Source organism: Alloyangia pacifica, assembly GCF_020524285.1.
Lineage (GTDB): Bacteria > Pseudomonadota > Alphaproteobacteria > Rhodobacterales > Rhodobacteraceae > Salipiger > Salipiger pacificus_B.
Map to the genome: position 1 here is coordinate 73,918 of NZ_JAIVKX010000023.1, position 23,783 is coordinate 97,700.

Consider the following 23,783-nt stretch of genomic DNA (forward strand, 5'->3'; position numbering starts at 1 on the left):
CTCCATCCTCATTGAGAGATGTGCAGGCAGGCGATTTCAGCGCCCTCCTGATCCTTGAATGTCGCGAGCTTGGCCTCGATCCGGTCAAGCTGATCCATGGCCGAACTGCAGGCAAACCCATATTTGCGCTGCACCCGGTTCGAGGCGCGCTCCATGGCGATGCGGGCGCGCTGCAGGAAGTCGTCCGCCGGGTAGCTCTGGCCGGGCTCGAAGACCTCGGCGACGACGCTGGAGGGGGAGTAGAGCTTTTCCTCGGCGCCGTCGGGCCAACGGACGGTCCAGAATGTTTCAGGCATGGCAGGCTCCAAGATCGAGATAGGGGGTTTGGGCGTGGTCCCAGAAGAGCGCGCTTTCGGTTCCATCGCCGAGGGTCACGGCGGACCCGTCCGTGACGCGCCCGATGGCGCAGGCGTCGATGCCGCGCGCGCAGAAGCGGGCGCAGACGGCGTTGGCGTTTTCTGGCGCGACCGACAACAGGAAGCCGAAGCTGGGGAAGCTGCGCAACCAGCGTTCGGCGGCGATGCCGGGCGGTGGGGTCAGGGCGGTGACGTCGATGTCGATCCCGACGCTCGAGCATTCCGCCAGCATCAGCGCGGTGCCGATGATGCCGCCCTGGCTGATGTCCTTTCCGGCACGGGTCAACTCGTCCTCGGCCAGCGTCGGCAGCAGATCCAGATCGCGGCGCAGCCGGTCGGGCGGGGCATCGAGCGCGGCGCAGAAATTGTCGAAGTTGCGGTAGCTGCCGCGATGGTCCACGGCGGCGATGAGCAGATCGCCGGGCGCTGCGTGAAAGCTGGTGATCAGCCGCTGCGCCTTGCCAAAGACCGAGGCCGCGAGGCCGAGCGCCGGAGCGGAAAGGTTGGTGTGCCCGCCCACCAGCGCCACCCCATAGGCGGCGGAGGCGTCGCGCAGGCCCTGCAGCAGCGGGGCGGCGGCCTCGGCGCTTGGCGCCCAGACCTGATCGACCACGGCGGCGCTGCGTCCGCCCATGGCCGCGATGTCCGAGAGGTTCACCATCACCGCGCACCAGCCCGCGAACCACGGATCGTCTTCGATGAAGGCGGGGATGAAGCCCTCGCCCGCCAGCAGGTCAAAGCCGCCGTCGCGGGGCAGGGCGGCGGCATCGTCGCCGGGGCGTCCGGCGCTGGCGGCACTGAGGCCAAGCGCTCGCGTCGCCCGCGCGATGCCCAGTTTCGAGCGGATCGAGGGGTGGTCGCGCAGCCGCCCGGCGAGCGCGTCTAGCTCGCTCTCGCTCATTTGCGCGGCTCGCGGGTGCGGGGACGGTGGTACCAGCCGGTGACCGGATCGTCGCAGGGCGGGTAGTGGCTCAGGTCTGCCTCCATCTTCATGTGCGGCGTGCCGTGGATCGTCACCTCTTCCAGCGGGCGCCAGCGCAGGCGGCGGAAGAGCGTGACGTTCTGCATCTGCACATGCGCAAGAAAGCGGTCGCAGCCGCGCGCGTTGGCGGTGCAGACGGCAAGGCGGATCAGTTCGGCCCCGAGCCGCCCCACGGCGCGGAAATCGCTGTCCACCGCCAGCCGCGAGCCCCACCAGAGGCGCGGGGCCTCTTCGTGGATGCGCACCGTTCCGACCACCTGATCGGCCTCATGGGCGTAGGTCGACAGCGCCACCAGATGCGTGGCGATAAGGTCGACGTCGTCGCGGTCGTGGGTGGGGAAAATGCCCTGCTCCTCGACAAACACCCGGTGGCGCAGGCCCGCCGCGCCCTCTGCCTCGAAGCGTTTCGAGGCGGCGCGGATGTAATAGCCCGGGCTGCTGAACAGGCGCGGTTCAAGCTCGATCATGCCGAAGCTCCCAGGGCTGTCTCCTGCGCCGTTCCCTTTTCTGGCACCTTCAGTTTCTCATAGCTCGACAGGGCCGAGCAGGCGCCGCATTTGCCACAGCCCGCCTTCATGTCCGCCGAGCGGATCCCGGCGTGGGCGATCATCTGGCCGAGCGGCTGCAGGATCGAGGCCATGAACTCGGACGACGGCGCCGGGTGGCTTTCCAGCGGCGTGCCCGAGATCGGCACGAAGGGCACGACGAAGGGATAGACCCCCATGGCGCAGAGCTTTTCGCCCATTTCAAGGATCGCCTCACGCGTGTCACCAAGACCGGCAAGGATGTAGGTCGAGACCTGCCCGCGCCCGAAGACCCTCACCGCCGCTTCGAAGCTGGAGAAGTATTTCTCCAGCGGCACCGAGGCTTTGCCGGGCATGATGCGCGCGCGAACCTCGGGCGTGACCGCTTCGAGATGCATCCCGAGCGTGTCGATCCCGGCGTCAAACATGCGCTGGTGCCAGGCATCGTCCTCGGGTGGCTCGCACTGGCCTTGTAGCGGCAGATCGACGGCGGCCTTGATCGCCTCGGCGCTCTCGCAGAGCACCTTGGCGCCGCGGTCCTTGCCTGCCGGGGTGCCGGTGGTGAGCACCATATGGGTGACGCCGTCGAGTTCCACCGCCGCCTTGGCGACCTCGGCAAGCTGTGCGGGCGTCTTATGGGCGATGGTGCGGCCCGCCGCGAGGCTTTGGCCGATCGAGCAGAACTGGCAGGTCTTCTTGCGGCTCTCGTAGCGGATGCAGGTCTGCAGCACCGTGGTCGCCAGCACATCCTTGGAATGCAGCGCGGCGATGTGGCTGTAGGGAATGCCGTCCGCGGTTTTGAGTTGGTAGAACTTTGCGCGGGTCGGGAAGCGGACGGTTGCCACCTCGGCGCCGTCGCGGGTGACATGGGCCTCGCCGGTGTCGTCGGGGGCCGACACCAGATAGGGGCTGTCGAAGCTGGGCGCGGTATGGACCGGGATCATCACCGTGCGGGCGCCGATGGTGATCGCCTTGTGGTCCGAGGGGCCCGCGCCGCCGCGGCGGCTTTCCTGCCCGGCGCGCGGATCGACGAGGCGCATGCCGTGGGTCTGAAGTTCGTTGATGAGCTGGGCGTGATCAAGCATCGGGGCGGCCCTCCTCGGGCAGGGGTTCCGGCGCGGCCATGGGAGTGCTCATAGGCGCGGCCTCACAGGTGTGGCGGGTGACAGCGGGGCGGGTGTCATGCACCAGCGACAAAAGCTCGGGCCGTGCGTAATGGCCGACGCTGTCCATCATGCGCTTGCGCTTGGCGACGAGCTTCATGTCGAGATCGGCGATCAGGATGCCTTCGCCTTCGGTCAGCGGCTCGGCGAGGTGACGACCCTCGGGCGAGATGATGCAGGTCATGCAGCCGCTGCGCATCGCTTTCTGCAGCTTCGGGTCGGGGTGGATCTGGGCGATCTGCTCTTCGGTGAGCCAGCCGGTGGAGTTCACCACGAAGCAGCCCGACTCCAGCGCGTGGTGGCGCATGGTGACCTCGATCTGGTCGCGGAAGATGTCGCCCACGAGGCTGCCGGGGTAGTGGCCCGCGTGAATCTCTTCGTGCTGGGTCATCAGCGCGTAGCGGGCGAGCGGATTGTAATGCTCCCAGCAGGCCAGCGCGCCGACGCGGCCCACCTTTGTGTCGACCACCTTGAGCCCGGCGCCATCGCCCTGACCCCAGACCATGCGCTCATGGTAGGTGGGGGTGATCTTGCGTCGTTTCAGCGCCAGCGTGCCATCGGCGTCAAAGATGAGCTGGGTGTTGTAGAGCGAGCCATGGTCGCGCTCGTTCACCCCCAGCACCACCACGACGCCGCGCTTGCGGGCGGCATCGGCGACGGCCTGCGTCTCGGGCGAGGGGACAACCACAGCCTCCTGCATCAGTTCCAGATGCGGCGCGCCCTGCTGAACGGGCGGCAGCACGAAGCTGAAATAGGGGTAATAGGGCACGAAGGTCTCGGGGAAGACGATGAACTGCGCGCCTTTGCCCGCAGCCTCGGCAATCGCGTTGAGCACGCGCTCGATCGTGCCCGCGCGCCCGGAAAGGTCCGGGGCGATCTGGACGGCGGCGGCGCGGATGGTGTCGGTTCGCATGGGCTTGCCTTTGCAGACGTCGGAAAAAGGGGCCGGGCCGGGGAGCAGGCGGCCCGGCGTCCGGGGGCGGATGCATGCCCCCGGACAAGAGGGATCACACGGTCCAGGTGTCGAGGATCACCGCGTTGGCTTTCTTGTGCAGCAGGATGCAGTCGAGCACGTCCTGCGGTGCGATGGGGGTGATGCCGGGCAGCAGCGAGGGCTCGCCGTGGCCGTAGAGCGCCTGCAGCGCGAAGCGGCAGGCGTAGACCTTGCCGCCTTCGCCCATGAACTTGTTGAGGTTCACCGCGAAGTTCTGGTGGCCGGGGAAGGCCTCGTCGCCGAGCGTCGGGAAACCGCGCTGGATGCCAAGGGTCACGCCGGGGCCGTAGAGCAGGATCGACGTCTCATAGCCTTTGCGATTGAGGCGGATTGCATTGAGAATGTTGACGAGGCCGATCGAGCCTTCGAAGGCGACGGTATGGAAGGTCACAAGCGCCTTCTCGCCTTCGTCGGCCTTCACATCTTCGAAGACCTTTTCTTCATAGTTGACGAAAAAGTCTCCGTCCTTGTGTGCTTCTTTGGTAACCTGAGGCATCTTGCCCTCCTTGTCGCTGCGTGGAGACAGGATGCTGGGTGGAAAATGATTCAATCAATGAGCAGTTCAATGTGCATACAATAATAACGACAATAAACATGCATTCCGCGTAATCTTTAGACGAAGTTTTGAGCTTTCGCTGGTTCGGCAGGCAATGTCTGTCTGAAACCGTGGCGAGCAAAGCTCAGGCTTTGCGGTGATGCATACAATTGCCCTTCAATTCCGAGAATCGATCCGCTAAGGCTGGGTCGAACAGGAGTTGATGAAGATGATTGACTGGTCTCCCCAGCTGACCGACAGCGGCAAGCCGCGCTACCTTGCCATCGCCGATGCGATCGCCCGCGATATCGAGCAGGGGCTCTTGGGCAGTGGCGACCGGCTGCCGCCGCAGCGGCGGCTCGCCGCCAGTCTCGGCATCGACTTCACCACCGTCTCGCGCGCCTATGCCGAGGCGCAGGCGCGCGGTCTGGTCGACAGCCATGTGGGCCGCGGCACCTTCGTGGCCGAGCGCGCCGCCGCGCCCGCCGCTGACCCCGAGCGCAAGCGCGCCGAGGATCTGTCGATGAACATGCCGCCTGAACCCACGGACCCGGACCTCGTGGGGCGTATGAAGGGCGGGCTCGACTATGTCTCGGCCAATCTCATCGACCTTCTGCGCTACCAATCGCCCATTGGATCTGAGCGTGACCGTACCGCCGCCTCGAGCTGGCTGAGCATGCGGGGCATGGTGCCCTCGTTGGAGCGCATCGCGGTGACGCCGGGCGCTCATGCCACCATGGCGGCGATCCTGTCGATCATCACCAAGCCCGGCGACACGGTGCTTTGCGAGCGTGTCACCTATCCCGGCATCCGCAATATCGCGGCGCGCTTCGGCGTGACGCTGGTCGGGCTGGATATGGACGCGCAGGGCGTGACGCCCGAGGCATTGAGCGCCGCCATCGCCGAGCATCGGCCCAAGGCGCTTTACCTCAATCCGACGCTGCAGAACCCCACTACGCTGACCACCCCGGTCGAGCGGCGGCTGGCGCTGGCCGAGGTGCTGCGGTCCGAGGGGCTGACGCTGATCGAGGATGACGCCTATGGCTTCATCCCCGCCAAGTCCCCAGCGCCCATCGCGCTCTCGGCGCCCGACCTGACGTGGCACATTGGCGGGCTGGCGAAATGCATCGGGGCGGGGCTACGGCTGGCCTTTACCATCGCGCCGTCGCCGCGCTGCGCCTTCCGGCTGGCGCAGGCGATCCGGGCGCTGTCGGTGATGCCCTCGCCGCTGTCGATGGCGCTGACCACGCAGTGGATCGAGGATGGCACCGCCGACGGCATCCGCCGCTTTATCCGCGCCGAAAGCGCCGCGCGGCAGGCCATCGCGCGCGAGGCGCTGGAAGGGACGGAGTTCACCGCCGCCGAGAATGCCTTCAATATCTGGCTGACCCTGCCCAAGGGCGCGGGCCGCGCCGATATCGTCGCGCGCATGGCCGGGCGGCAGCTTGGAGTCATGCCCTCGGACGCTTTCACCGTCGCCGGCGAGCCGGGAGAGAAACTGCGGGTCAGCCTCGGCGGGTCAGTGACCCGCGAGGCGCTGCGTGAGAACCTCTACTTCCTTGGCAACACGCTCGCCCCCAACGCCTTCATGGGATGATGCCGTACGCTTAGAAGCCGTGGAGGGATTTGGCCCATTGAAAGGCGACGAAGCCACCTTTGGCCCGCGGAAGCAGGAGCAAGGACAAAGCGATCGCGAGTGAGCCTACGCTCAGGGCAAGCAGGGCCGGGTCATCTCTCATCCATTCAGACATGACAGGCAGAGCGAAGCCGACAAGATGCCCCACGACCAGGATGCCCCCTGACCCCGCTTCCGACAGGTCCAGCGCTTCGTGCATCGCGGACAAAACGTCGGGATGCTGGCCCATGCCGAGATAGTCATTGCTGCACCACACAGTCACCGGCTTGGACTGTCCCTCAGGGCCGTGCCAACGCGCTGTCGGAAATGAGTGTCGCGATCATGGATGCTGGCGGCGACTATGGCGCAGTCATCGTGTCGGGCGCGAATTTGAAGATCGACCAACGGGTTTTTGCGGAAGAAGCGCTTTGGCAGGGTGCGACGCATCTGGTCTTGCAGAACGAAGTTCCGGAGGCTTTGAACTTCGCTGCGGCAAAGTCGGCGCGCGAAAGAGGAATTGAGGTTGTTCTTAACGCAGCGCCAACTCGGGGGCTCTCAGACGAGCTTGTCTCTGCCATCGACATTCTTCTTGTCAACGCAGGAGAGGCTGAAGCTCTCTGCGGCATACCGGTGACCTCTCTGGAAAACGGCCGCGACGCAGCTCGGGCACTAGCCGAGCGTTTCTCTCGCGTCGTGGTGACTGCAAGGGGCGACGGTGTCGCGGTAGCAGGCGGGGGTACTGACTACGCGGAGCCCGGTCACAACGTAGTTCTTGTCAGCACACATGGCGCAGGCGATTGCTTCATTGGAACGATAATCGCCAGCCTTGCCCATGCCAAGGGCATCGAAGCCGCGGCAGCCAATGCAAATCTTGCTGCCGCTCAGCATGTGTCGCGGCCTAAGTCTTCGCGCTGAAGCAACACGCCGCTGGTTTTTTCCGACCCAGATCTGTTCGATTATTTGCCCATACGGGTCTTGGCTCTCCTCACATCGCCGACGTTCCGCACCGGCGCGGTCAGCAGACCGCGCCGGTCGGGTCTCGGTAGTCCTCTTCTCGCACGAGCATGGCCCAGAGCATGTATGCCATCTTGTTGGCCAGCGCGATAGCCACCAGCATGCGTGGCTTTCGGGCCAGCATACGCGCTGCACACATGATTCTGGCCGCCCCTTGACCGCTTCTTCCCAAAAGGCGCCTCGCGCCGCCCAATGTGCTTTCGCCACACCGGCCTTGCGCGTTCTGCCTCAGCCCGACGTCCCTAGGGGGCTCCTGAGGGCATGTCTACTGCTTCAATCGTGTATTCAAATTCATTTTGTGTCGACATTGTCCGCTGCGTGACGGGTGCTCTGTGCAGCACCTCAGGGCTATCGTCGCTGCTTATGGTCCTATTGTTATATTGTTTTCCTAAATGAGACCGACTGGCGCCACCCTTTCGTGAAGGCCGCGAGACCTGCGCGCCAAGCTTACGATAGGAAAGAAGAACGTGGCGAGGCATATCGTCTGCATCACCAAGAATGGCGCCAACCCGGCCTATGAGGGTGCGCGTGTCGGGGTTCGCCGCATCGCCGAGGCTGCCGGATGCCAGACTTCGCGAGAGTGGGCGGCAGGGATCAGGCGACGGGGATGTTCTCCCGGAAGATCACTTGCAGGCGCGGCGGATATTCCGGCTCCATCCGGCCCTTGACCGCTGCGACGAGGTTGCGGATGACTTCGCGTGCCTCGACGCGCGGGTTCTGATCGACGATGGCATCGATCGTGCGGTCGAGCAGCAGCGTGCGGGTGGCATCCGTCAGGTCGTGGGCGATGAAGACCACGTCGCGGGCGGCGCTGTGCTCCTTGATCGCCTGGGCAATGCCCTGGTTGCCGGCACCGATATTGTAGATCCCGACAATATCGCCGCGCTTGAGCAGCTCGAAGGCGGAGCGATAGGCCGTTTCGCGATCATCTTGGATGACCACGAAATCGGAGACCTGCAGGTGGGGGAAATCACCGGCGAGGATCGACCGAAAGCCCATCTCGCGTTCTTCGTGGCCCCGATAGGACTGCGAGCCGATGAACATCAAAACCTTGCCGGGCAGGCCCTCGGGCAGGAAACGCCCCATCAACAGGCCTGCCAAGCGCCCGGCGGCACGGTTGTCGACTCCGACATAGCCGATCTTGGTGACGGCGGGGATGTCGGAGACCAGGGTCGAGACCTTTATGCCGGTGGCGGCCAGCTGGTTCAATTCTTCGCGGATTTCCGGGTGATCCGGCCCGACGATGCCGAGGCCGTCATAGGCGCCGGCGGCTTGCCGTAGGGCGGCTATATAGCCCGCAGGCGGGTGTGACGGCACGGTGCGGATCTCGATGGTGACGTCGTCGCGCTCCTGCGCCTCGATCAGCAGGAAGCGCCGAAGCGACTGCATGAAGCTGTTGTCGCCCTCGGGCAGGATGAACAGCAGGCGGTTCGCGCTGCCCCGGTCCTGCAGGTGATCGCCGAAGTAGCCCACGGCCTGGGCCGCCTGAAGCACCCTGTCACGGGTCCGATTGCGCACGCCGGGGCGGTCGTTGAGCACCCTGTCCACCGTGGCCGAAGAGACACCGGCCCGATCCGCGATTTCCTTGATGGTGCTCTTCATGGCGACTCGTGAATGAAATTGATGATCGTGGCTCTGCGGGTGAAATCAAAACAAATCATTTTGGACCTCATTACAAATAAATTCGCGCCGCGCAGGCCGATTTTCGGCGCCATGAGGCATTTTGATGTACTTTGATGTGATATGAGGATTGGGCGGGGGTGAAAGGCATGGCACCTCTTCGTGACAGTCACGCAGCGACCGGCCACCTCGAATGGTGGCGGGCAGAGGGAGGAAAAATGGTCCAGCTTTACGGAAAAAGCATGACGCGTGCCGAGGTCGAGTCGCACAGCGGACGGTCCGGCCATGCGGCTGGCGTGCGGCTGATGGAACTTGGCGACGGGATTGAACGCGGCATGCGGATGCTCGAGTTTCGCTCGGGCACGGGGCTGCGGTTTACCGTGCTCGTCGATCGCGCCATGGACATCGCCGATTGCGAGTATCGGGGGCAGGCGATCGGATGGCACAGCCCGGCGGGCTTTCGCAGCCCGGCGCTGCACGACTACGAGGGCGAGGGCGGCCTGGGCTGGATGCGCAGCTTCTCGGGCATGATGGTGACCTGTGGCCTGGATCATATCCTGTTCATGGCCGAGACCGAGACCTCTTCCTATGTCTACGGGCCGCGCGCCACGGCGTCGCATTCGCTGCATGGGCGGATCGGCACGATCCCGGCGCGGCTGACGGGCTATGGCGAGCACTGGGAGGGCGACGAGCTGACCCTCTGGGCCGAGGGTGTCGTGACCCAGGCGGCGGTCTTTGGCGAGCATCTGGAGCTGCACCGGCGGATCGAGGTCCGGGCCGGGACGGACGAGATCCGCCTGAGCGACCGGGTGGTCAGCCGGGGCTTTTACCGGACCCCGCACATGTATTGCTATCACATCAACGTCGGGCATCCGCTGCTGGAGGAGGGCGCGCGCTATCTCGCGCCGGTGCGCGACGTGGTCTGGGCGGCCCATGCGGAGAGCTACGAGGCGCAGGGCGTGGGCTATCGCGTTTTTCCCGCGCCGCAGGACGATTTCCACGAGCAGGTCTGGCAGCACGAGATGGCGGCGGATGACGCGGGCCTGGTGCCGGTGGCGCTGGTCAACGACCGGCTGGGGCTGGGGATCATGGTGACCACGCGCAAGGACCAGTTCCCCTGCCAGTACGAGTGGCAGAACCTGCAGAAGGGTCAGTACGCCATGGGGATCGAACCCTCGACCCACCACGTGCTGGGCAATCAGGCGGCGCGCGACCGGGACGAGATGATCTGGCTGCACCACGGAGACGAGCGCCGGTACGACACCACATTCACCATCCTGCCCGACGCGGCGGCGGTGGCCGGTGCCGAGGCGCGGATCCGGGCCATCGCGGCGCAGCCGGAGCAGGACTACCCGGCGCCGAGCGGAGATTTCGTGGCCCTGGGAGCGGCGGGATGAGCGCGACCGGACTGAACGGGCGCCGCGCGATCTATACCGGCGGGGCAGGGGGCCTGGGCACCGGCGCGACGCTGGAGCTGCTGGCCGAAGGGATCGAGGTGCATGTGCTGGACCGCGACCGGGCCAAGCTTTCGGCGCTGCAGGCGCAGGTGCCCGGGGGGCTGCGGGACCAGCTTTGCCTGCATGAGGTCGATCTGCTGGACCGGGCCGCGCTTTGGGCCTGCCTGGAGGGGATCGTGGCGGAGCGAGCCGCCGACGTGGTGATCAACAACGCGGCCCTCTATCCGTCGAAGCCCTTCGAGGACTTCACCGATGCCGAACTGACGGCCGTGCACGGCGTCAACGTGGAGGCTGCCATTGCCTGCACTCGCGCGGCCCTGCCGGGCATGCGGGCGCAGGGCTGGGGCCGGATCCTGAACGTGACCTCGATCACCCTGTCGGGCCAGTGGGAGAACCTGACCCCCTACGTGCAGTCCAAGGGCGCCCTGCTGGGCCTGACCCGGGCCTGGGCGCGGGAGTTCGGCAAGTGGGGCGTGACCGTCAATGCCATCGCGCCGGGGGCATTTCCGACGGATGCCGAGAAGATCCACCCGGACCCGGAGGGCTACAACGCCATGGTCCTGGACCGGCAGGCGGTGAAACGGCGGGGCACGCCGGCGGATATCGCCGCGACAATCAGATTTCTCGCCTCGGATGCGGCGGGCTTCATCACGGGACAATCGCTCGCCGTCAATGGCGGCTGGATCATGGAGTAGGAAGAATGGGTATTCTGAGCGGATATACGGTGCTCGATTGCTCCATCGCGATGGCGGGGCCCTTTGCGGCGCAGCGGCTGGGGGACCTGGGCGCGGATGTCATCAAGATCGAGCCGGTGGCCGGAGAGTGGCAGCGCCACGCCCCGGCGGGCGGGATCACGGGCAACGAGATCAACGTGAGTTTCCTGTCGCTGAACCGCAACAAGCGCTCGCTTGCGGTCGATCTGAAATCCGAGGAAGGGCGGCGCATCGTGCGTCGGCTGGTGGAGAAGGCGGATGTCTTCATTCAGAACTATCGCGCCGGCGTCGCCGGTCGGCTGGGCGTCGACTACGAAAGCCTGAGCGCGATCAATCCGAAGCTGGTCTACGTCTCGATGAGCGGGTTCGGAGAGGACGGCCCCTATGCTCGCCGTCCGGGGCAGGACCTGCTGTTGCAGGCGATGTCGGGGGCGATGATGTCGACGGGCCGCGCCGGAGAACCGCCGCAGGCCGCCGGGCAGTACCTGGTGGATGCGGTCACCGCCTATACTGCCTTCGAAGGCGCGCTGGCCGCCCTGCTGCACCGCGAACGCAGCGGCGAGGGGCAGAAGGTGGAGGTGAACATGCTGGACGCGATCACCACCCTCCAGATGCAGGAACTGTCGGTCTATACGGTGGGCGGCAAGCCGCAGGAACGCAGTGCGGAGCCGCATGCCCATGTCTACATCCGCTCGCCCTATGGCACCTTTGCCACCCGCGACGGCTACCTCGCGCTGGCCATGCCGCATTTCGCGGGGATGGCGCGGGCGCTGGAGGAGCCGCGCTTCGAGGGGTTGAACGAGGAGACCGCAGGCTGGGAGGATCGCGATGCGGTCTTCGCCCTGACCCGCGAGGCGGTGGCGAAATTCACCACGGAAGAGGCCATCGCGCGGCTGGAGGCGGAGGGCATCTGGGTCTCGCCGGTCTATGGCTATGCCGATCTGGTGGCGGATCCGCAGATTGCCCACAACGGCACCTTCATCGAATACGACCATCCCACCGAGGGCCGGGTGAAGACGCCGGGCTTCCCGATCAAGTTCTCGCGCACCCCGAGCGAGCTGCGCTTTGGCGCGCCGCGGGTGGGCGAACATTCGCTGGAGGTCCTGCAGGCCGCGGGCTTCTCCGAGGCGGAGATTGCCGCCATGGAGGAGACCGGCGCCATCAAGGTGATGCCAGCATGAGCTTTCGCGGACTGACATGGGATCATCCGCGCGGCCGGGCGGCGCTCCAGGCGGCCAATGGGCCGGTGACCTGGGACGTTCAGCCGCTGGAAGGGTTCGAGAGCGCGCCGATTGCCGAGAACTGCGCAGCCTATGATCTGGTGGTGCTGGATCACCCGCATCTGGGCGAGGCGCTAAACGCAGGCTGCCTGAAGCCGCTGGACGAGGTTTTCGACGCCGGGACGCTGGCTGCGATCACGGGCAATGCCATCGGGCGCAGCCTGGAGAGCTACGAGATGGCGGGACGCCTCTGGGCACTGCCGCTGGATGCCGCGACGCAGGTCATGGCGCTGCGACCGGATCTGATCGGGACGGTGCCCGCGAGCTGGCAGGAGGTCAGGGAGCTGGCGCGCCAGGACGGGCGGGTGGGCCTGTCGCTTGCGGGGCCGCATGCCTTCCTGTCGTTCCTGTCGGTGGCGCAGGCGCTGCAACCTGAAATGGACCTGCGCGAAGGTGACCGCTGGGTGCCCGACGCCACGGCGGAGGAGGCCCTGACGCTGCTGGCAGAGCTGACCCGGCTGACGCCCCCGGAAACCCTGGCGCTGAACCCGATCGGCCTGTTGGACTACATGAGCGGGCATGACGGGCTGGCGCTCTGCCCGCTGGTCTACGGCTACGTGAACTATGCCGAGCGGGCGCGGGCGCATCCCATAGATTTCCACGATGCCCCCCGGTTCGGCGCGGGGGCGCCGGGGTCGATCCTGGGCGGGACCGGCATCGCGGTGTCGAAACATTGCACCGTCACCGACGCGCTGCGTGATCACCTGCTCTGGCTGATGGACCCGGAGACGCAATCGGGCTTCATTCCTGCGCACGAGGGGCAGCCCTCTGCGCGGGGGGCGTGGAACAGCGACCGGGTGAATGCGCCGGTCGGTGGCTTCTATCACAATACGAAGGATACCCTGGAAGCGGCCTCGATACGCCCGCGCCATGACGGCTACATCGCCTTTCAGACAGAGGCCTCTGCCGTCCTGAGGGAGGGATTTGCGGCAGGGATGTCCGAGGCGCGTCTGGCGCGAAAGCTGGCGGAGCTGTTCGCCAGGTCGCAGGAGGCGGGGGCGCCCGGGGAGAAAACGGAGGAAAAGACATGAGCCAGCACCTGACGCTGGACGTGAGCGGGCCGCTGGCCGTGATCACGTACAACAGGCCGGAAAAACTGAACGCGATGACGCCCGAAATGGCGCTCATGCTCGAAGAGGCGGTGGCGCGCTGCAACCGCGAGGATGCGATCCGTGTGGTCATCCTGACGGGGACCGGCAAGGCCTTTTGCGCGGGATCGGACATTGCGCTGCTCGACAGCTATGCGACGCCATGGGCGTTCCGGAACCGGACCGAGTACTGCGACATCCTGCGGGCGCTGCAAAAGCCATCCATCGCGGCCATCAACGGCTATGCCTTCGGTGGCGGGCTGGAAATGGCGATGTCCTGCGATATCCGGATCGCCTCAGCCAATGCCCGTCTGGGCGCACCGGAGATCAAGCTCGGCTGGATCGGCGGCGGCGGGATGACCGCGCATCTGGCACGCTCCATCGGGCCGTCGAATGCCGCGATGATGGTGATGACGGGCGAGCCGGTCACGGCGCAGCAGGCGCAGGCCTGGGGGCTGGTGAGCGACGTGACCGAGCCGGAGGGCCTGGACGCCCGGGCCCGCGAGATCGCCGGGCAGATCGCCGCCCGCGCACCGATCGCGGCCGAGACGGCCAAGGCCAACCTGCACGCGGCCTTCAACATGCCGCTGGAACAGGCGGTGGCCTACGAACGCGATCTGCAGACCATCTGCTTTGCGACGCAGGACGCGAACGAGGGACGCGCGGCCTTTGCCGAACGGCGCATGCCCGACTTCGTGAAGCGGTGACTGCCATGATGACACATCTCAAGACGCTGGCGCGTCACCGCGAGTTCTCGATCTTCCTGATGCTGATTGCCGTGGCGGTCTACCTGAGTTTCGCCAACGAGTATTTCCTGTCGCAGCGCAACCTGATGAACGTCGGGCGGCAGGGTGCCGTCGTGGCCATCGTGGCCTTGGGGCAGGCGCTGGTGATCATCGCGCGGGGCATCGACCTGTCGGTCGGCTCGGTGATCGGCCTTTCGGCGGTCTGCGCGGCGCTTACGCTGCAGTTCACCGGCTCCGACATCCTGGCGCTGTCGGCGGGCCTTGCGACTGGCCTCGCCGCCGGGGTGCTGAACGGCCTGATGGTCACGCGGTTCCGCATCAACCCCTTCATCGCAACCCTGGGCATGCTGTCGATTGCCCGCGGGATCGCCCTGCTGATGACCGGCGGGATTCCCGTGACCTTCGCCGGCTGGGCCGAGGTGCTGGGCGCCGGGCGGATTTTCGACATCCCGGTCTCGGTCATCCTGATGGTGGTGCTGTCCGCGCTGGTGCACGTCTTTGCCACGCGGTCGGTGACCGGGCGGGAGATCTTTGCCGTGGGCGACAACCCCAAGGCGGCGCGACTGGCCGGCATCGACACGGTGCGCATCCGGATGTTCGTCTTCGGCTTCTGCGGCCTGCTGGCCGGGCTGGGCGGGATCATCCTGGCGGGGAACCTGGCGAGCGCGGACCCGAACCTCGGGATGGGCTACGAGCTCGACGTGATCGCGGCGGTGATCCTGGGCGGCACCGCCCTGAGCGGCGGGCGCGGGTCGATCATCGGGGTCTTCATCGGCGCGATGCTGATGGCACTGCTGAACAACGCCTTCGTCCTGCTGGGCATCTCGGCCTACTGGCAGGTCGTCACCAAGGGCCTGATCATCATCCTTGCGGTGGGGATCGACGGCCTGAGACGGGGGGACGAGGCCGAGGACTGAAGACAAGACCGGTGTTGCGGATCCGGGCGGAGGCCCGCGACCCGCGGCGGAGAACGACACATCGCGGATGTTTCAAAGGGAGGAACCGACATGAAACTCACAACACTCGCAGCGGCGCTGACCGCTGCCACACTCTGGACCGGCGCCGCCATGGCGCAGGACCTGCCCAAGGGCGGCGACGTGGCCGCCGAGCAGAAGGCAGAGGACGATGTGCGCATCGCCTTCCTGTCCTTCCAGAACAACCCGTTCTGGATCCCGGTGACCGAAGGCGCGATGGCCGCCAAGGAGTATCTCTCGGGCTTTGGCGGCACGGTGGATTACGTCGACCTGGGCGACGAGCTTTCGGCGGAGGCGGTTGTCTCGGGCATCGAGGCCGCGCTGGCGCAGCAATACGACGGGATCGTCGTGGTGCCGATCTTCGACGGCACGGCGCGGATCATCAACGAGGCCACCGACGATGGCGTGCCGGTCTTCTCGATCATCGCGGAAGGCTCCGTGCCCTCCAAGCGGCTGTCGTTCATGGGGCAGGACGCGACGGCGGCCGGGGCCCAGATCGGCGAGTTCATTGCCGACAAGATGGGCGGTGAAGGGAAGCTGGGCGTGATCACCGGATACTTCGGGGCCACGCAACATCAGATGCGCATGAACGGCGCGCTAGATTACCTGAAGGCGAATGCCCCCGACATCGAGGTCATCGGCCGGTTCGAAAACCGCGACAAGGCCGAGAGCGCCTATTCCCTGGTGCAGGACATGTACACGGCCAATCCCGACCTGAAGATGGTCTATGTCACGGCAGGCGGCCCCTTTGGCGCGGCCAAGGCCGTGAAGGACCTCGGCCTGACGGGCAAGGTCGGTGTCGTCGGTTTCGACCACACGCCGGACAACATGGCCTACCTGGCCTCGGGCGAGATGGTCGGCCTGCTCGACCAGGCGCCCTTCCAGCAGGCCTTCGACAGCACGGTGATGCTGTTCAACCACCTGGTGGCCGGGACCGAGGTGCCCTCGGTGATCGAGGCCAAGGGCAACCTGATCACGCCGGAGGAGGTCAGCGAATGACCGGCGGTGCCGCATATTCGGAAGCCCGGGGCAGCAGCGCCGCTGCCCCGATGCTGCACCTAGATGGCATCGGCAAGAGTTTCGGGCCAGTGCGGGTGCTGGAAGGCGTCTCTCTCTCGGTGGCGCCGGGCGAGGTGATCGGCCTTCTGGGCGAGAACGGCGCGGGCAAGTCGACGATGATGAACATCGTGGCCGGCGCCCTGCAGCCCGATGCGGGCGAGCTGATCTTCAACGGCCGTGCGGTTCAGTTCGCCTCGATCGCGGAGGGCATCCAGAAGGGCATCGCCTTCGTTCACCAGGAACTCTCGGTCGTAGGGGCGCTGAGCGTGGCCGAGAACCTGTTCCTCGGACGGATGAAGCGCAGGGGCACAGGCCTGCTGGACCGCCGCGCGATGCGCGACGGGGCGCGGGGGATGCTGGAGGCCGTGGGGGCCACCGGGATCGACCCCGATGCGCCTGCGGGATCGCTGCGCGCGGGCGAGCAGCAGCTGGTGGAGATCGCGCGGGCGGCGGCACGCAAGCCGAAGCTGCTGATCCTCGATGAACCGACCTCCTCGCTGACGCCGCACGAGGTGGAGGGTTTCCTGACCTTCGTCCGGCGCGCCCGGGCCGAGGGCACGGCCATCATCTTCATCACCCACCGGCTGGAAGAGGCGATGTCGATCTGCGACCGCCTGCTGGTTCTGCGCAATGGCGCCGTCGTTTCCGACAGGCTGCCGGCGGAGACCTCCAAGGAACAGATCATCTCGGACATGACGGGCAAGGCCGCGATTTTCGACCACCCGGCCCGCACCGTCAGCTCTGCCGATGTCGCGCTGGAACTGACCGGGCTGAGCGTACCGCATCTGCTCGACAACATCAGCCTGACGGTGCGCCGGGGCGAGATCTACGGGCTGTTCGGCCTGGTCGGGGCGGGGCGTACCGAGCTGCTCGAAGCCATCTGCGGCGCGCGCCGGATCGGGGCCGGCGAGATGCGGCTGAACGGTGAGCCGCTGGCGCCGAAATCCCCGGCGCAGGCCCTGGGGCGCGGTATCGCGCTGGTGCCCGAGGGGCGCAAGACGGCGGGTATCCTGCCGCAGCATTCCGTGCGGCGGAACGCCTCCGTCTCGTCGCTGCGCAGCGTTGCCAGTCAGGGCGTGGTTTCGGCCAGCCGGGAGGCGAGCGCCGTGGGGGCCAAGCTGCAGGCGCTGCGCGTGCGCATGGAGAACGACCAGCGCGCGATCACCACGCTGTCCGGCGGCAACCAGCAGAAGGTGATCTTTGCGCGGACGCTGCTGACGGAGCCGACGCTGCTGCTGCTGGACGAGCCGACGCACGGCGTGGACGTCGGGGCCAAGGCGGAGCTCTACGACATCGTGCGCGCAGCCGCCGACGAGGGGCTGACGGTGGTTGTTGCCTCTTCGGAGCTGCCCGAGATCCTGGCGCTCTGCGACCGCGTCGGGATCCTGTCGAAAGGGTGCCTTGCCGGGGTGCTGTCGCGCGAGGAGATGGACGAGGCGCATATCCTGCGGCTCGCCTTCAGTGAACACGAGAAGGAGGCATGACATGACGCAGGTGGAATTGGACCCGCAGGGGATCTGGCTGGGACGGGCCTGGCGGCCCGAGGTGGCGGGGCCGGCGGTGGTGACCTGCCGCGCGGGGCGCCTGATCGACATCACGGCGCCGGGCGCCGCGACGGTGCGCGACATCTGCGAAATGGCGGATCCCTGCGGGTATGTGGCCTCTGCCGAAGGTCGTGACCTGGGGGCCATGGAGGATGTGCTGGCAGCTGATCCGGCCGACCCGGGGGCCCTGCACCTGCTGGCCCCGACCGACCTGCAGGCGCTGAAGGCCTGTGGCGTGACTTTCGCCAGCTCCATGGTGGAACGCGTCATCGAGGAGCAGGCCGCGGGCGATCCGTCGCGGGCCCAGGCGATCCGCGCGCGGATCGGAACCATCATCGGGGACAGCCTGCGCAATATTGAGGCCGGTTCGGAAGCGGCGGCGCGGGTCAAGGAGGCCCTTCTGGCGGAGGGGCTGTGGAGCCAGTACCTCGAGGTGGGGATCGGGCCGGATGCCGAGGTCTTTACCAAGGGGCAGCCGATGTCGGCCGTGGGCACCGGGGCGGAGGTCGGGATTCTCGAGATATCGCAGTGGAACAACCCCGAGCCCGAGGTCGTGCTGCTGGTGAGCAGCGCCGGGCGGATCCTGGGCGCGACGCTGGGCAATGATGTGAACCTGCGCGACGTGGAAGGGCGCTCGGCACTTCTGCTCGGCAAGGCGAAGGACAACAATGCCTCCTGCGCGATCGGGCCGATGTTCCGGCTGTTCGATGCGGGCTTTGGCCTCGATGACGTGCGTGAGATGAAGGTCGACCTGCATGTGGCCGGGCAGGACGGTTTCGTGCTCGAGGGGCATTCCTCCATGTCCGAGATCAGCCGGGATCCGGAGGATCTGGTGCGTCAGGCCTGCGGGGCACATCACCAGTATCCCGACGGTTTCGTGCTGTTCCTGGGCACGCTCTTTGCGCCGACGGAGGATCGCGACTCGCCGGGCGAGGGGTTCACCCACAAGATCGGGGACAGGGTGACGATCACCAACGGCCGGCTCGGGGCGCTGGTGAACCGAGTGAACTATGCCAGCCGCTGTCCGGAGTGGACATTCGGCGCCGGGGCGCTGATGCGGAATCTCGCGGCTCGCGGGCTTTTCCAAAAGGAGGGGAACCAATGACTTTCACGCCACATGGCCAGCATCTGATCGCCGGTGAATGGGTCGCTACCGCCGAGTGGTTCCACTCGGATCCCGCGCATGGTACGGCACATGTGAGCTGACCCCATCGGGTGGTCCGGGTTAAATGCTAATGCATCGGCGGCCTTCGATCTACTGGAATGAAGACCTCGGGCGCCGGCGCCCGATATCCTAGGGCACTATGCGGCCGGTCCATGTTGTAGTGTTTTCGCCATCTTTCGATGAGGATTTGCGCCTCCCTCAACGAGTAGAAGACCTCGACACAACGCCAATTTACATAATTATCCTTACACGCGATAGAGCAAATGGTGAGGCACATTCTAAACTCCTTGCGACAATTCCCCTATCTTGCCGGAAAGTAAGGAGAACGGATGATGGCGCACACAGAGTTCGACCTTCGTGAACGGCGCAGTATCGAAGACATGCTGAACGCAAAGCTGCCAGTCAGTAGGATTGCCGATGAACTCGGCCGTCACAGATCCAGCGTCTACCGAGAGATCAAGCGCAATGGTTTTGTCGCTAACGAGCTTCCGGAGCTGAACGGCTACTATGATGTCGTGGCGCAAAAATCAGCGACCGCGCGTCGCGCAAGGCGACGCAAGCTCATCAGGCTTCCTGCCTTGCGCGAGGCCGTGATCGACCGGTTGAAGGAAGGTTGGTCTCCGGAGCAAGTTGCGGGGCGTCTTGCCTTTGAGGGTCACGAGACCCACGTCAGCCATGAAACCATCTATGCCTGGGTCTACGGCCCCGAGGGTCGTTCCGAAGAGTTGGCGCGACATTTGCCGAGGCGGCGCCAGAAACGCAGGCCCCGGTATGCACGGCGATCCCGCAACCAGGTCTTTCCTCCCGAACGCTCGATCCATCAGCGACCAGAATACGTTAAAGCACGGGAAACATTTGGTGAATGGGAAGGTGATCTGATGATCTTCGAGCGCGCACAAGGCTCGATGAACGTCGCAACGCTGGTCGAGAGAAAGACCCGCTTCGCGGTCTTGTTCCGCAACAACAATCGCAGTTCCAAGCACTTCATGAACAGCTTGATTAGTGTGATGACCCCGCTGCCCCAGGCTGCGCGCAAGTCGATCACCTTCGACCGCGGCTTCGAGTTTCGCGACTGGAGAAAGCTCGATGCCGGCATTGGGACAACCGCTTGGTTTTGCGATCCGCAGGCGCCTTGGCAAAAAGGCTCGGTGGAGAACCTAAACGGACGCGCCCGCCGGGTGCTACCCCGCGACACCCCAATCGCTTCGCTTTCGAGACCCCAGATGAAGCAGATCAGTGAGAGATTGAATGCGACACCGCGAAAATGCCTCGGCTGGAGAACCCCGGCAGAAGCCTTCAGAGAGGAAATGGCGAAACTGAGATAGCGGAGCCTGTCGCAACGACCCTTGAGCTCTCATACCCGACGTGCCCTCGGAGGTCCTTAGTGTTTCCGCGCCTGCATCAGGATCACGACCTGGTGCGCGCTGCCATAATCCGCAAATATCGTTATAAAACAAACTTTTATCTAACGAATAAAGCCGCCAAGGGCGCGGTTTGCAGGCCATTATCGCGTTCCGATTCCCAAACTATTTGATGACGGACACCCCACCAGCTAGCCAGCGAGAAACAATTCCCTGGTCGTCTGCCAAGCGCTTTCGACCAGAGCCTTGGTAACCCTCTCGGCGCCTTCTGCCTGCCCTTTGCGGATCTCGCTAATCATCGCCCGGTTGCTCTCGATCATGTCACCGACGAGGCCCGTCGCGATGCGGTAGGCCCGGTGGCGGTAGCGCAGCGCCGGCTTGTCGAGCTGAGCCAGCAATTTCGCGAGCACGCTGTTGCCGCAGTTCTCGTGCAGCAGCGCGGTCATCCGAACGTTGGCGTCGAAAGCAGCCTCGCGATCGCCGCTGACATGTGCCTGCTGCATCGCGCTCAACTCGGCATCGAGCGCATCGGCGATCCCGACGTGGTCCGGCCTGCTGGCAAGCAGCCGGCTGCAGGTGCCTTCGAGCGGGATGCGGCAGGCCGAGATCTCGTCCAGCACTTCGACCGACATGTCCGTCACCCGCGCGCCGAAACGCGGGCGACGCTCGACGAGGCCACGGTTCTCGAGGATCTGGAGCGCCTCCCTGAGCGGCGAGCGGGACACGCCGAACACCGCGCAAAGCTCGAGCTCGCGAAGCTTCTCGCCGGGGGCATAAGCCTCGCGGATGATCGCATCCTCAAGGCGATCCGCCAATTCGAGCCCGATCGGCCGCATAACCAGCATCTGCTCCCCCCTCTGCATCGCCGTCATTTCTTACCAAACACGAGATCTGCCAGCCCGAGCAGTAACACGGTCATGATGATCGAAACAGTCGAGACGGCAGCAGCTTCCGGCGTGAAGTTGAACCGCAGGTAGTCATAGAGCTGGATCGGCAAGGGCGCGGAGCCCGAGCCTTTCAGAATGAAGGAGATACCGAAGGTGTCGAAGCTGATGATGAAGGCAAAAACTGAGCCCGTGGCCACGCCGGGCGCGATCAGCGGCAGGGTGATGCGGCGGAAGGCGGTGTATCGGCTGGCCCCCAGCGTGCGCGCCGCAAGCTCCGCAGCATCGTCACGCGACTGCAGCGAGGTCACCGCATTGAGGAACACGAAGGGCAGCGTCATCAGCACGTGTCCGGTGAACAGCGCGATCTTGTGCTCGGTGCCGATGCCGATCTCGTAGAAAAAGAAGAGCAGCGCGATGGCGGTCAGGATCTCGGGCAGGATCAGTGGCAGCAGCACGCCGATGCGCACCAGTTCCGCCTCGCGCCGCGCGTGGCGCACGAAGTAGAGCGCCGCCATCGTGCCCACCACCAGCGAGACCGCCGTGGCACAGGCAGCGAGAACCGCCGAGTAGAGGATGGCGTCGATGAAGACGTCGTTCTGCAGGAAGGTCCAGAACCAGCGCAGGCTTAGGCCCTGCGGCGGGAATGTCAGGAAGTTGCCGGCGTTGAACGAAGCCAGTACCACCACAGCGATCGGCGCGATCAGGAAGATATAGACGCTGACCCGTACCAGGGTAAGCAAAGGGGTGACAATCTGCATGTTACTTCCACTCCATCCGGGTGAGCCGCGCGAAGACGAAAACCACCAGCCCCGCCGCCGCGGCCAGGGTCAGCGCCATGGCCGAACCGAAGGGCCATTGGAACTGGTCGATCAGCGCATCCACCACCAGCAGGGTCGTGGTCTTCACCCGCATGCCGCCGACCAGCGCCGGCGTAACGTAGGACGAGATCGCCAGCACGAAGACCAAAATGCAGCCCGCCTGCACACCGGGCATCGAGACCGGGAAGGTCACCCGCCGGAAGATGGTGAAGCGGCGTGCCCCAAGCGAACGGGCGGCCTGCGCCACCGCCGGGTCCATGGCTTGCAGCGCCGACAAGAGTGGCAGCACCATGAAGGGGAGGAACACGTGCGCCAGCGCCAGCACCACGCCGAAATTGTTGTACATCAGTGGCAGCGGCCGTTGGATGAGCCCCATCTGGATCAGCGTCGCGTTAATGACGCCCGAATTGCCCAGAAGGATCGTCCAGCCGTAGCTGCGCACGACGATCCCGACGAGCAGCGGCGACAGCACGATGCCGTAGAGGATGGCGCGCCAGCGCCGTGACGCGGTGGCGATGTGCAACGCGACGGGATAGGCCAACGCAAGGCAAGCCAGCGTCGTCACCATACCGAGCAGCATCGTTTGCGGCAGCGACATAGCATAGTAGCCCTCCGAGAAGAACTGAGTGTAACCCTTCAGGCCGAAGCCTTCACCGTAGGGCGCGCCCCCGGCACCGGGCGTACGGAAGCTCATCACCAGAACGATGACATAGGGCAGGACCACGAAGAGAAAGATGATCGCCGCCGCCGGCAGGATCAGAACCGCGCTGCGCAGCTTCCTCATGCCGCCACCCCAGAGGCGGTACCCACCCCACCCTGCATCGGCCAGAGTCGCTGCGCGTCGAAACTCAGCCCGACCGCCTGCCCTTCGGCCACGGTCTGGCTCGTCGGGCCCAGCACCAGCAGCGGACCGCAGTCGGTGTCGACGTGATACTCGATATGGCCACCGCTGAAGTAGCGCTTGGCGATGCGCCCTCCGAGCTGTGCCCCGGAGGGATCCACGAGCGCGATCTGCTCGGGGCGGGCCATCAGCCGCATCAAGCTTCCCGCCTGCCCCGAGGCAGTGCCCGGCAGGTTGAGCGTGCCGCCACCAGGAAGGGTCAGCAAGGTGCCCTCTGCCCCCTGCGCGGCGACCGGCAGCTCGAGGATGTTCGCATTGCCGACGAATTTCGCCACCTCCTCGGTGGCCGGGTGGTTGTAGACGTCCTCGGGCCGCGCCGCCTGCGCGATGGCGCCGTTGAACATCACCACGACGCGGTCGGACATGGTCATCGCCTCGTCCTGATCATGGGTGACGTAGATGGTGGTGATGCCAACCCGCTTCTGCAGGTCGCGGATGAAGCCGCGCATCTCATCTCGCAGTTTGGCATCTAGGTTGGCGAGCGGTTCGTCGAGCAGCAGGATCGCGGGCTCGATCACCAGCGCGCGGCCAAGCGCGACGCGCTGCTGCTGGCCGCCCGAAAGCATTTTGGGGTAGCGGTCGGCGTATTTCGTGAGCTGCACCATGTCCATCGCCCGCGCGACCCTCTGCTTGATCTCCGCGCGCGGCACGCGGCGCATCTCGAGGCCGAAGGCCAGATTCTGCGCCACCGTCATGTGTGGGAAAAGGGCGTAGGACTGGAACACCATGCCGATGTCGCGATCCTCCGGCAATTTTCGCGAGATGTCCTTGTTGTCGAACAGGATCTTGCCGTCGGTGATCTCCTCGAACCCGGCAATGCACTTGAGCGTCGTCGACTTGCCGCAGCCCGACGGGCCGAGCAGCGACACGAACTCGCCGTGGTCGATATTGAGAGAGATGCCCTTCAGGGCTTCCGCCTTACCGTAGGACTTCACCAGAGAGAGGATGGAGACTTCGGTCATCGTATCGGTCGTTCCTTGACTGAGA

The 23,783-nt window shown here is 65.5% G+C and carries 24 protein-coding genes and 3 pseudogenes; 12 read left to right on the forward strand and 15 right to left on the reverse strand.

The window, feature by feature from the left end; translation table 11 throughout:
• Nucleotides 1–8: 8 nt before the first annotated feature.
• From LC039_RS24920 to LC039_RS24945, 6 genes are all read right to left on the reverse strand, one after another.
• Complete coding sequence (locus tag LC039_RS24920; protein WP_066108963.1) at nt 9–296, reverse strand: MSMEG_0570 family nitrogen starvation response protein; 288 nt, start codon at nt 294–296, stop codon at nt 9–11.
• Nucleotides 289–1,257, reverse strand: coding sequence for a sll0787 family AIR synthase-like protein (locus tag LC039_RS24925; protein ID WP_226629239.1), 969 nt, complete (start codon nt 1,255–1,257; stop codon nt 289–291). Before LC039_RS24925 ends, LC039_RS24920 begins: the two co-directional genes overlap by 8 nt.
• Nucleotides 1,254–1,805, reverse strand: coding sequence for an MSMEG_0567/Sll0786 family nitrogen starvation N-acetyltransferase (locus tag LC039_RS24930; RefSeq protein WP_226629245.1), 552 nt, complete (start codon nt 1,803–1,805; stop codon nt 1,254–1,256). Before LC039_RS24930 ends, LC039_RS24925 begins: the two co-directional genes overlap by 4 nt.
• Complete coding sequence (locus tag LC039_RS24935; RefSeq protein WP_226629247.1) at nt 1,802–2,947, reverse strand: MSMEG_0568 family radical SAM protein; 1,146 nt, start codon at nt 2,945–2,947, stop codon at nt 1,802–1,804. The genes LC039_RS24930 and LC039_RS24935 overlap by 4 nt, the downstream gene beginning before the upstream one ends.
• The gene (locus tag LC039_RS24940; RefSeq protein ID WP_226629249.1) at nt 2,940–3,938 is read right to left on the reverse strand and encodes a Nit6803 family nitrilase; all 999 of its coding nucleotides are present in this window, start codon (nt 3,936–3,938) and stop codon (nt 2,940–2,942) included. The genes LC039_RS24935 and LC039_RS24940 overlap by 8 nt, the downstream gene beginning before the upstream one ends.
• A gap of 94 nt (nt 3,939–4,032) precedes the next feature.
• Complete coding sequence (locus LC039_RS24945; RefSeq protein ID WP_066108978.1) at nt 4,033–4,515, reverse strand: MSMEG_0572/Sll0783 family nitrogen starvation response protein; 483 nt, start codon at nt 4,513–4,515, stop codon at nt 4,033–4,035.
• Between the two features lie 268 nt (nt 4,516–4,783).
• Here LC039_RS24945 and LC039_RS24950 point away from each other — a divergent pair, with 268 nt between their 5' ends.
• Complete coding sequence (locus tag LC039_RS24950) at nt 4,784–6,151, forward strand: PLP-dependent aminotransferase family protein (RefSeq protein ID WP_226629251.1); 1,368 nt, start codon at nt 4,784–4,786, stop codon at nt 6,149–6,151.
• 10 nt (nt 6,152–6,161) lie between these two features.
• Here the strand turns inward: LC039_RS24950 and LC039_RS24955 are convergent, their stop codons facing one another.
• Together LC039_RS24955 and LC039_RS24960 are read right to left on the reverse strand one after the other, a co-directional pair.
• The gene (locus LC039_RS24955) at nt 6,162–6,305 is read right to left on the reverse strand and encodes a DUF983 domain-containing protein (RefSeq protein WP_413463860.1); all 144 of its coding nucleotides are present in this window, start codon (nt 6,303–6,305) and stop codon (nt 6,162–6,164) included.
• Between the two features lie 42 nt (nt 6,306–6,347).
• A pseudogene (locus tag LC039_RS24960) lies at nt 6,348–6,497 on the reverse strand (5-aminolevulinate synthase); the annotation flags it as partial.
• On the opposite strand from LC039_RS24960, the gene LC039_RS24965 reads away from it, so the two are divergent.
• Nucleotides 6,497–7,084 (forward strand): PfkB family carbohydrate kinase, encoded by a 588-nt coding sequence (locus LC039_RS24965; protein ID WP_226629252.1) that lies wholly within the window; start codon nt 6,497–6,499, stop codon nt 7,082–7,084. The pseudogene LC039_RS24960 and the gene LC039_RS24965 sit on opposite strands and share 1 nt — an antisense overlap.
• Nucleotides 7,085–7,184: 100 nt before the next feature.
• On the opposite strand, the pseudogene LC039_RS24970 reads toward LC039_RS24965, so the two are convergent.
• Nucleotides 7,185–7,313: pseudogene (locus LC039_RS24970) on the reverse strand (IS110 family transposase); the annotation flags it as partial.
• Nucleotides 7,314–7,777: 464 nt separating this feature from the next.
• Complete coding sequence (locus LC039_RS24975; RefSeq protein WP_226629254.1) at nt 7,778–8,785, reverse strand: LacI family DNA-binding transcriptional regulator; 1,008 nt, start codon at nt 8,783–8,785, stop codon at nt 7,778–7,780.
• 260 nt (nt 8,786–9,045) lie between these two features.
• Between LC039_RS24975 and LC039_RS24980 the strand changes: the two genes are divergently transcribed.
• From LC039_RS24980 to LC039_RS25020, 9 genes are all read left to right on the forward strand, one after another.
• Nucleotides 9,046–10,200: an aldose 1-epimerase family protein gene (locus LC039_RS24980; protein ID WP_226629256.1), complete on the forward strand. Its 1,155-nt coding sequence runs from the start codon at nt 9,046–9,048 to the stop codon at nt 10,198–10,200.
• Nucleotides 10,197–10,955, forward strand: coding sequence for an SDR family NAD(P)-dependent oxidoreductase (locus tag LC039_RS24985; RefSeq protein ID WP_226629258.1), 759 nt, complete (start codon nt 10,197–10,199; stop codon nt 10,953–10,955). Before LC039_RS24980 ends, LC039_RS24985 begins: the two co-directional genes overlap by 4 nt.
• Nucleotides 10,956–10,960: 5 nt before the next feature.
• Nucleotides 10,961–12,154 (forward strand): CaiB/BaiF CoA transferase family protein, encoded by a 1,194-nt coding sequence (locus LC039_RS24990; RefSeq protein WP_226629260.1) that lies wholly within the window; start codon nt 10,961–10,963, stop codon nt 12,152–12,154.
• Nucleotides 12,151–13,284, forward strand: a complete 1,134-nt coding sequence (locus LC039_RS24995; protein WP_226629262.1) for an extracellular solute-binding protein — start codon at nt 12,151–12,153, stop codon at nt 13,282–13,284. Before LC039_RS24990 ends, LC039_RS24995 begins: the two co-directional genes overlap by 4 nt.
• The gene (locus LC039_RS25000) at nt 13,281–14,048 is read left to right on the forward strand and encodes an enoyl-CoA hydratase/isomerase family protein (protein ID WP_226629264.1); all 768 of its coding nucleotides are present in this window, start codon (nt 13,281–13,283) and stop codon (nt 14,046–14,048) included. The genes LC039_RS24995 and LC039_RS25000 overlap by 4 nt, the downstream gene beginning before the upstream one ends.
• Nucleotides 14,049–14,056: 8 nt before the next feature.
• Nucleotides 14,057–15,004 carry an ABC transporter permease gene (locus LC039_RS25005; RefSeq protein ID WP_226629266.1) on the forward strand — a complete coding sequence of 316 codons (948 nt, stop codon included), beginning with the start codon at nt 14,057–14,059 and terminating at the stop codon, nt 15,002–15,004.
• Nucleotides 15,005–15,094: 90 nt separating this feature from the next.
• Nucleotides 15,095–16,060, forward strand: coding sequence for a sugar ABC transporter substrate-binding protein (locus LC039_RS25010; RefSeq protein WP_226629268.1), 966 nt, complete (start codon nt 15,095–15,097; stop codon nt 16,058–16,060).
• A complete protein-coding gene (locus tag LC039_RS25015; RefSeq protein WP_226629269.1) occupies nt 16,057–17,604 on the forward strand; it encodes a sugar ABC transporter ATP-binding protein in 1,548 nt (515 codons plus the stop codon). The genes LC039_RS25010 and LC039_RS25015 overlap by 4 nt, the downstream gene beginning before the upstream one ends.
• A 1-nt stretch (nt 17,605) precedes the next feature.
• Nucleotides 17,606–18,769, forward strand: a complete 1,164-nt coding sequence (locus tag LC039_RS25020; protein ID WP_226629275.1) for a fumarylacetoacetate hydrolase family protein — start codon at nt 17,606–17,608, stop codon at nt 18,767–18,769.
• Nucleotides 18,770–18,896: 127 nt separating this feature from the next.
• On the opposite strand, the pseudogene LC039_RS25025 reads toward LC039_RS25020, so the two are convergent.
• Nucleotides 18,897–19,046: pseudogene (locus LC039_RS25025) on the reverse strand (integrase core domain-containing protein); the annotation flags it as partial.
• A gap of 115 nt (nt 19,047–19,161) precedes the next feature.
• Here LC039_RS25025 and LC039_RS25030 point away from each other — a divergent pair.
• Nucleotides 19,162–20,154 carry an IS30 family transposase gene (locus tag LC039_RS25030; protein ID WP_226629276.1) on the forward strand — a complete coding sequence of 331 codons (993 nt, stop codon included), beginning with the start codon at nt 19,162–19,164 and terminating at the stop codon, nt 20,152–20,154.
• Between the two features lie 227 nt (nt 20,155–20,381).
• Here LC039_RS25030 and LC039_RS25035 read toward each other — a convergent pair whose 3' ends face one another.
• From LC039_RS25035 to LC039_RS25050, 4 genes are read right to left on the reverse strand one after another with little or no spacing between them, the layout of a single operon-like run.
• Nucleotides 20,382–21,035: a GntR family transcriptional regulator gene (locus tag LC039_RS25035; RefSeq protein WP_226629278.1), complete on the reverse strand. Its 654-nt coding sequence runs from the start codon at nt 21,033–21,035 to the stop codon at nt 20,382–20,384.
• 23 nt (nt 21,036–21,058) lie between these two features.
• On the reverse strand, nt 21,059–21,835 hold the full coding sequence (locus LC039_RS25040; protein ID WP_226629280.1) for an ABC transporter permease: 777 nt from the start codon (nt 21,833–21,835) through the stop codon (nt 21,059–21,061).
• 1 nt (nt 21,836) lies between these two features.
• On the reverse strand, nt 21,837–22,679 hold the full coding sequence (locus LC039_RS25045; RefSeq protein ID WP_226629282.1) for an ABC transporter permease: 843 nt from the start codon (nt 22,677–22,679) through the stop codon (nt 21,837–21,839).
• Nucleotides 22,676–23,758, reverse strand: coding sequence for an ABC transporter ATP-binding protein (locus tag LC039_RS25050; protein WP_226629283.1), 1,083 nt, complete (start codon nt 23,756–23,758; stop codon nt 22,676–22,678). The genes LC039_RS25045 and LC039_RS25050 overlap by 4 nt, the downstream gene beginning before the upstream one ends.
• Between the last annotated feature and the right edge of the window lie 25 nt (nt 23,759–23,783).

Excerpts from the sequence above, each read along its gene's own strand:
- LC039_RS24995 (WP_226629262.1), top strand. The coding sequence starts at position 12,151 with ATGAGCTTTCGCGGACTGACATGGGATCATCCGCGCGGCCGGGCGGCG.
- LC039_RS25045 (WP_226629282.1), bottom strand. The coding sequence starts at position 22,679 with ATGAGGAAGCTGCGCAGCGCGGTTCTGATCCTGCCGGCGGCGGCGATC.
- LC039_RS24945 (WP_066108978.1), bottom strand. The coding sequence starts at position 4,515 with ATGCCTCAGGTTACCAAAGAAGCACACAAGGACGGAGACTTTTTCGTC.
- LC039_RS25035 (WP_226629278.1), bottom strand. The coding sequence starts at position 21,035 with ATGCTGGTTATGCGGCCGATCGGGCTCGAATTGGCGGATCGCCTTGAG.
- LC039_RS24975 (WP_226629254.1), bottom strand. The coding sequence starts at position 8,785 with ATGAAGAGCACCATCAAGGAAATCGCGGATCGGGCCGGTGTCTCTTCG.
- LC039_RS24930 (WP_226629245.1), bottom strand. The coding sequence starts at position 1,805 with ATGATCGAGCTTGAACCGCGCCTGTTCAGCAGCCCGGGCTATTACATC.
- LC039_RS25020 (WP_226629275.1), top strand. The coding sequence starts at position 17,606 with ATGACGCAGGTGGAATTGGACCCGCAGGGGATCTGGCTGGGACGGGCC.
- LC039_RS24955 (WP_413463860.1), bottom strand. The coding sequence starts at position 6,305 with ATGTCTGAATGGATGAGAGATGACCCGGCCCTGCTTGCCCTGAGCGTA.
- LC039_RS25010 (WP_226629268.1), top strand. The coding sequence starts at position 15,095 with ATGAAACTCACAACACTCGCAGCGGCGCTGACCGCTGCCACACTCTGG.
- LC039_RS24980 (WP_226629256.1), top strand. The coding sequence starts at position 9,046 with ATGACGCGTGCCGAGGTCGAGTCGCACAGCGGACGGTCCGGCCATGCG.
- LC039_RS25015 (WP_226629269.1), top strand. The coding sequence starts at position 16,057 with ATGACCGGCGGTGCCGCATATTCGGAAGCCCGGGGCAGCAGCGCCGCT.
- LC039_RS25000 (WP_226629264.1), top strand. The coding sequence starts at position 13,281 with ATGAGCCAGCACCTGACGCTGGACGTGAGCGGGCCGCTGGCCGTGATC.
- LC039_RS25030 (WP_226629276.1), top strand. The coding sequence starts at position 19,162 with ATGGCGCACACAGAGTTCGACCTTCGTGAACGGCGCAGTATCGAAGAC.
- LC039_RS24935 (WP_226629247.1), bottom strand. The coding sequence starts at position 2,947 with ATGCTTGATCACGCCCAGCTCATCAACGAACTTCAGACCCACGGCATG.
- LC039_RS24965 (WP_226629252.1), top strand. The coding sequence starts at position 6,497 with ATGAGTGTCGCGATCATGGATGCTGGCGGCGACTATGGCGCAGTCATC.
- LC039_RS24940 (WP_226629249.1), bottom strand. The coding sequence starts at position 3,938 with ATGCGAACCGACACCATCCGCGCCGCCGCCGTCCAGATCGCCCCGGAC.
- LC039_RS24985 (WP_226629258.1), top strand. The coding sequence starts at position 10,197 with ATGAGCGCGACCGGACTGAACGGGCGCCGCGCGATCTATACCGGCGGG.
- LC039_RS24925 (WP_226629239.1), bottom strand. The coding sequence starts at position 1,257 with ATGAGCGAGAGCGAGCTAGACGCGCTCGCCGGGCGGCTGCGCGACCAC.
- LC039_RS25040 (WP_226629280.1), bottom strand. The coding sequence starts at position 21,835 with ATGCAGATTGTCACCCCTTTGCTTACCCTGGTACGGGTCAGCGTCTAT.
- LC039_RS25050 (WP_226629283.1), bottom strand. The coding sequence starts at position 23,758 with ATGACCGAAGTCTCCATCCTCTCTCTGGTGAAGTCCTACGGTAAGGCG.
- LC039_RS24920 (WP_066108963.1), bottom strand. The coding sequence starts at position 296 with ATGCCTGAAACATTCTGGACCGTCCGTTGGCCCGACGGCGCCGAGGAA.
- LC039_RS25005 (WP_226629266.1), top strand. The coding sequence starts at position 14,057 with ATGACACATCTCAAGACGCTGGCGCGTCACCGCGAGTTCTCGATCTTC.
- LC039_RS24950 (WP_226629251.1), top strand. The coding sequence starts at position 4,784 with ATGATTGACTGGTCTCCCCAGCTGACCGACAGCGGCAAGCCGCGCTAC.
- LC039_RS24990 (WP_226629260.1), top strand. The coding sequence starts at position 10,961 with ATGGGTATTCTGAGCGGATATACGGTGCTCGATTGCTCCATCGCGATG.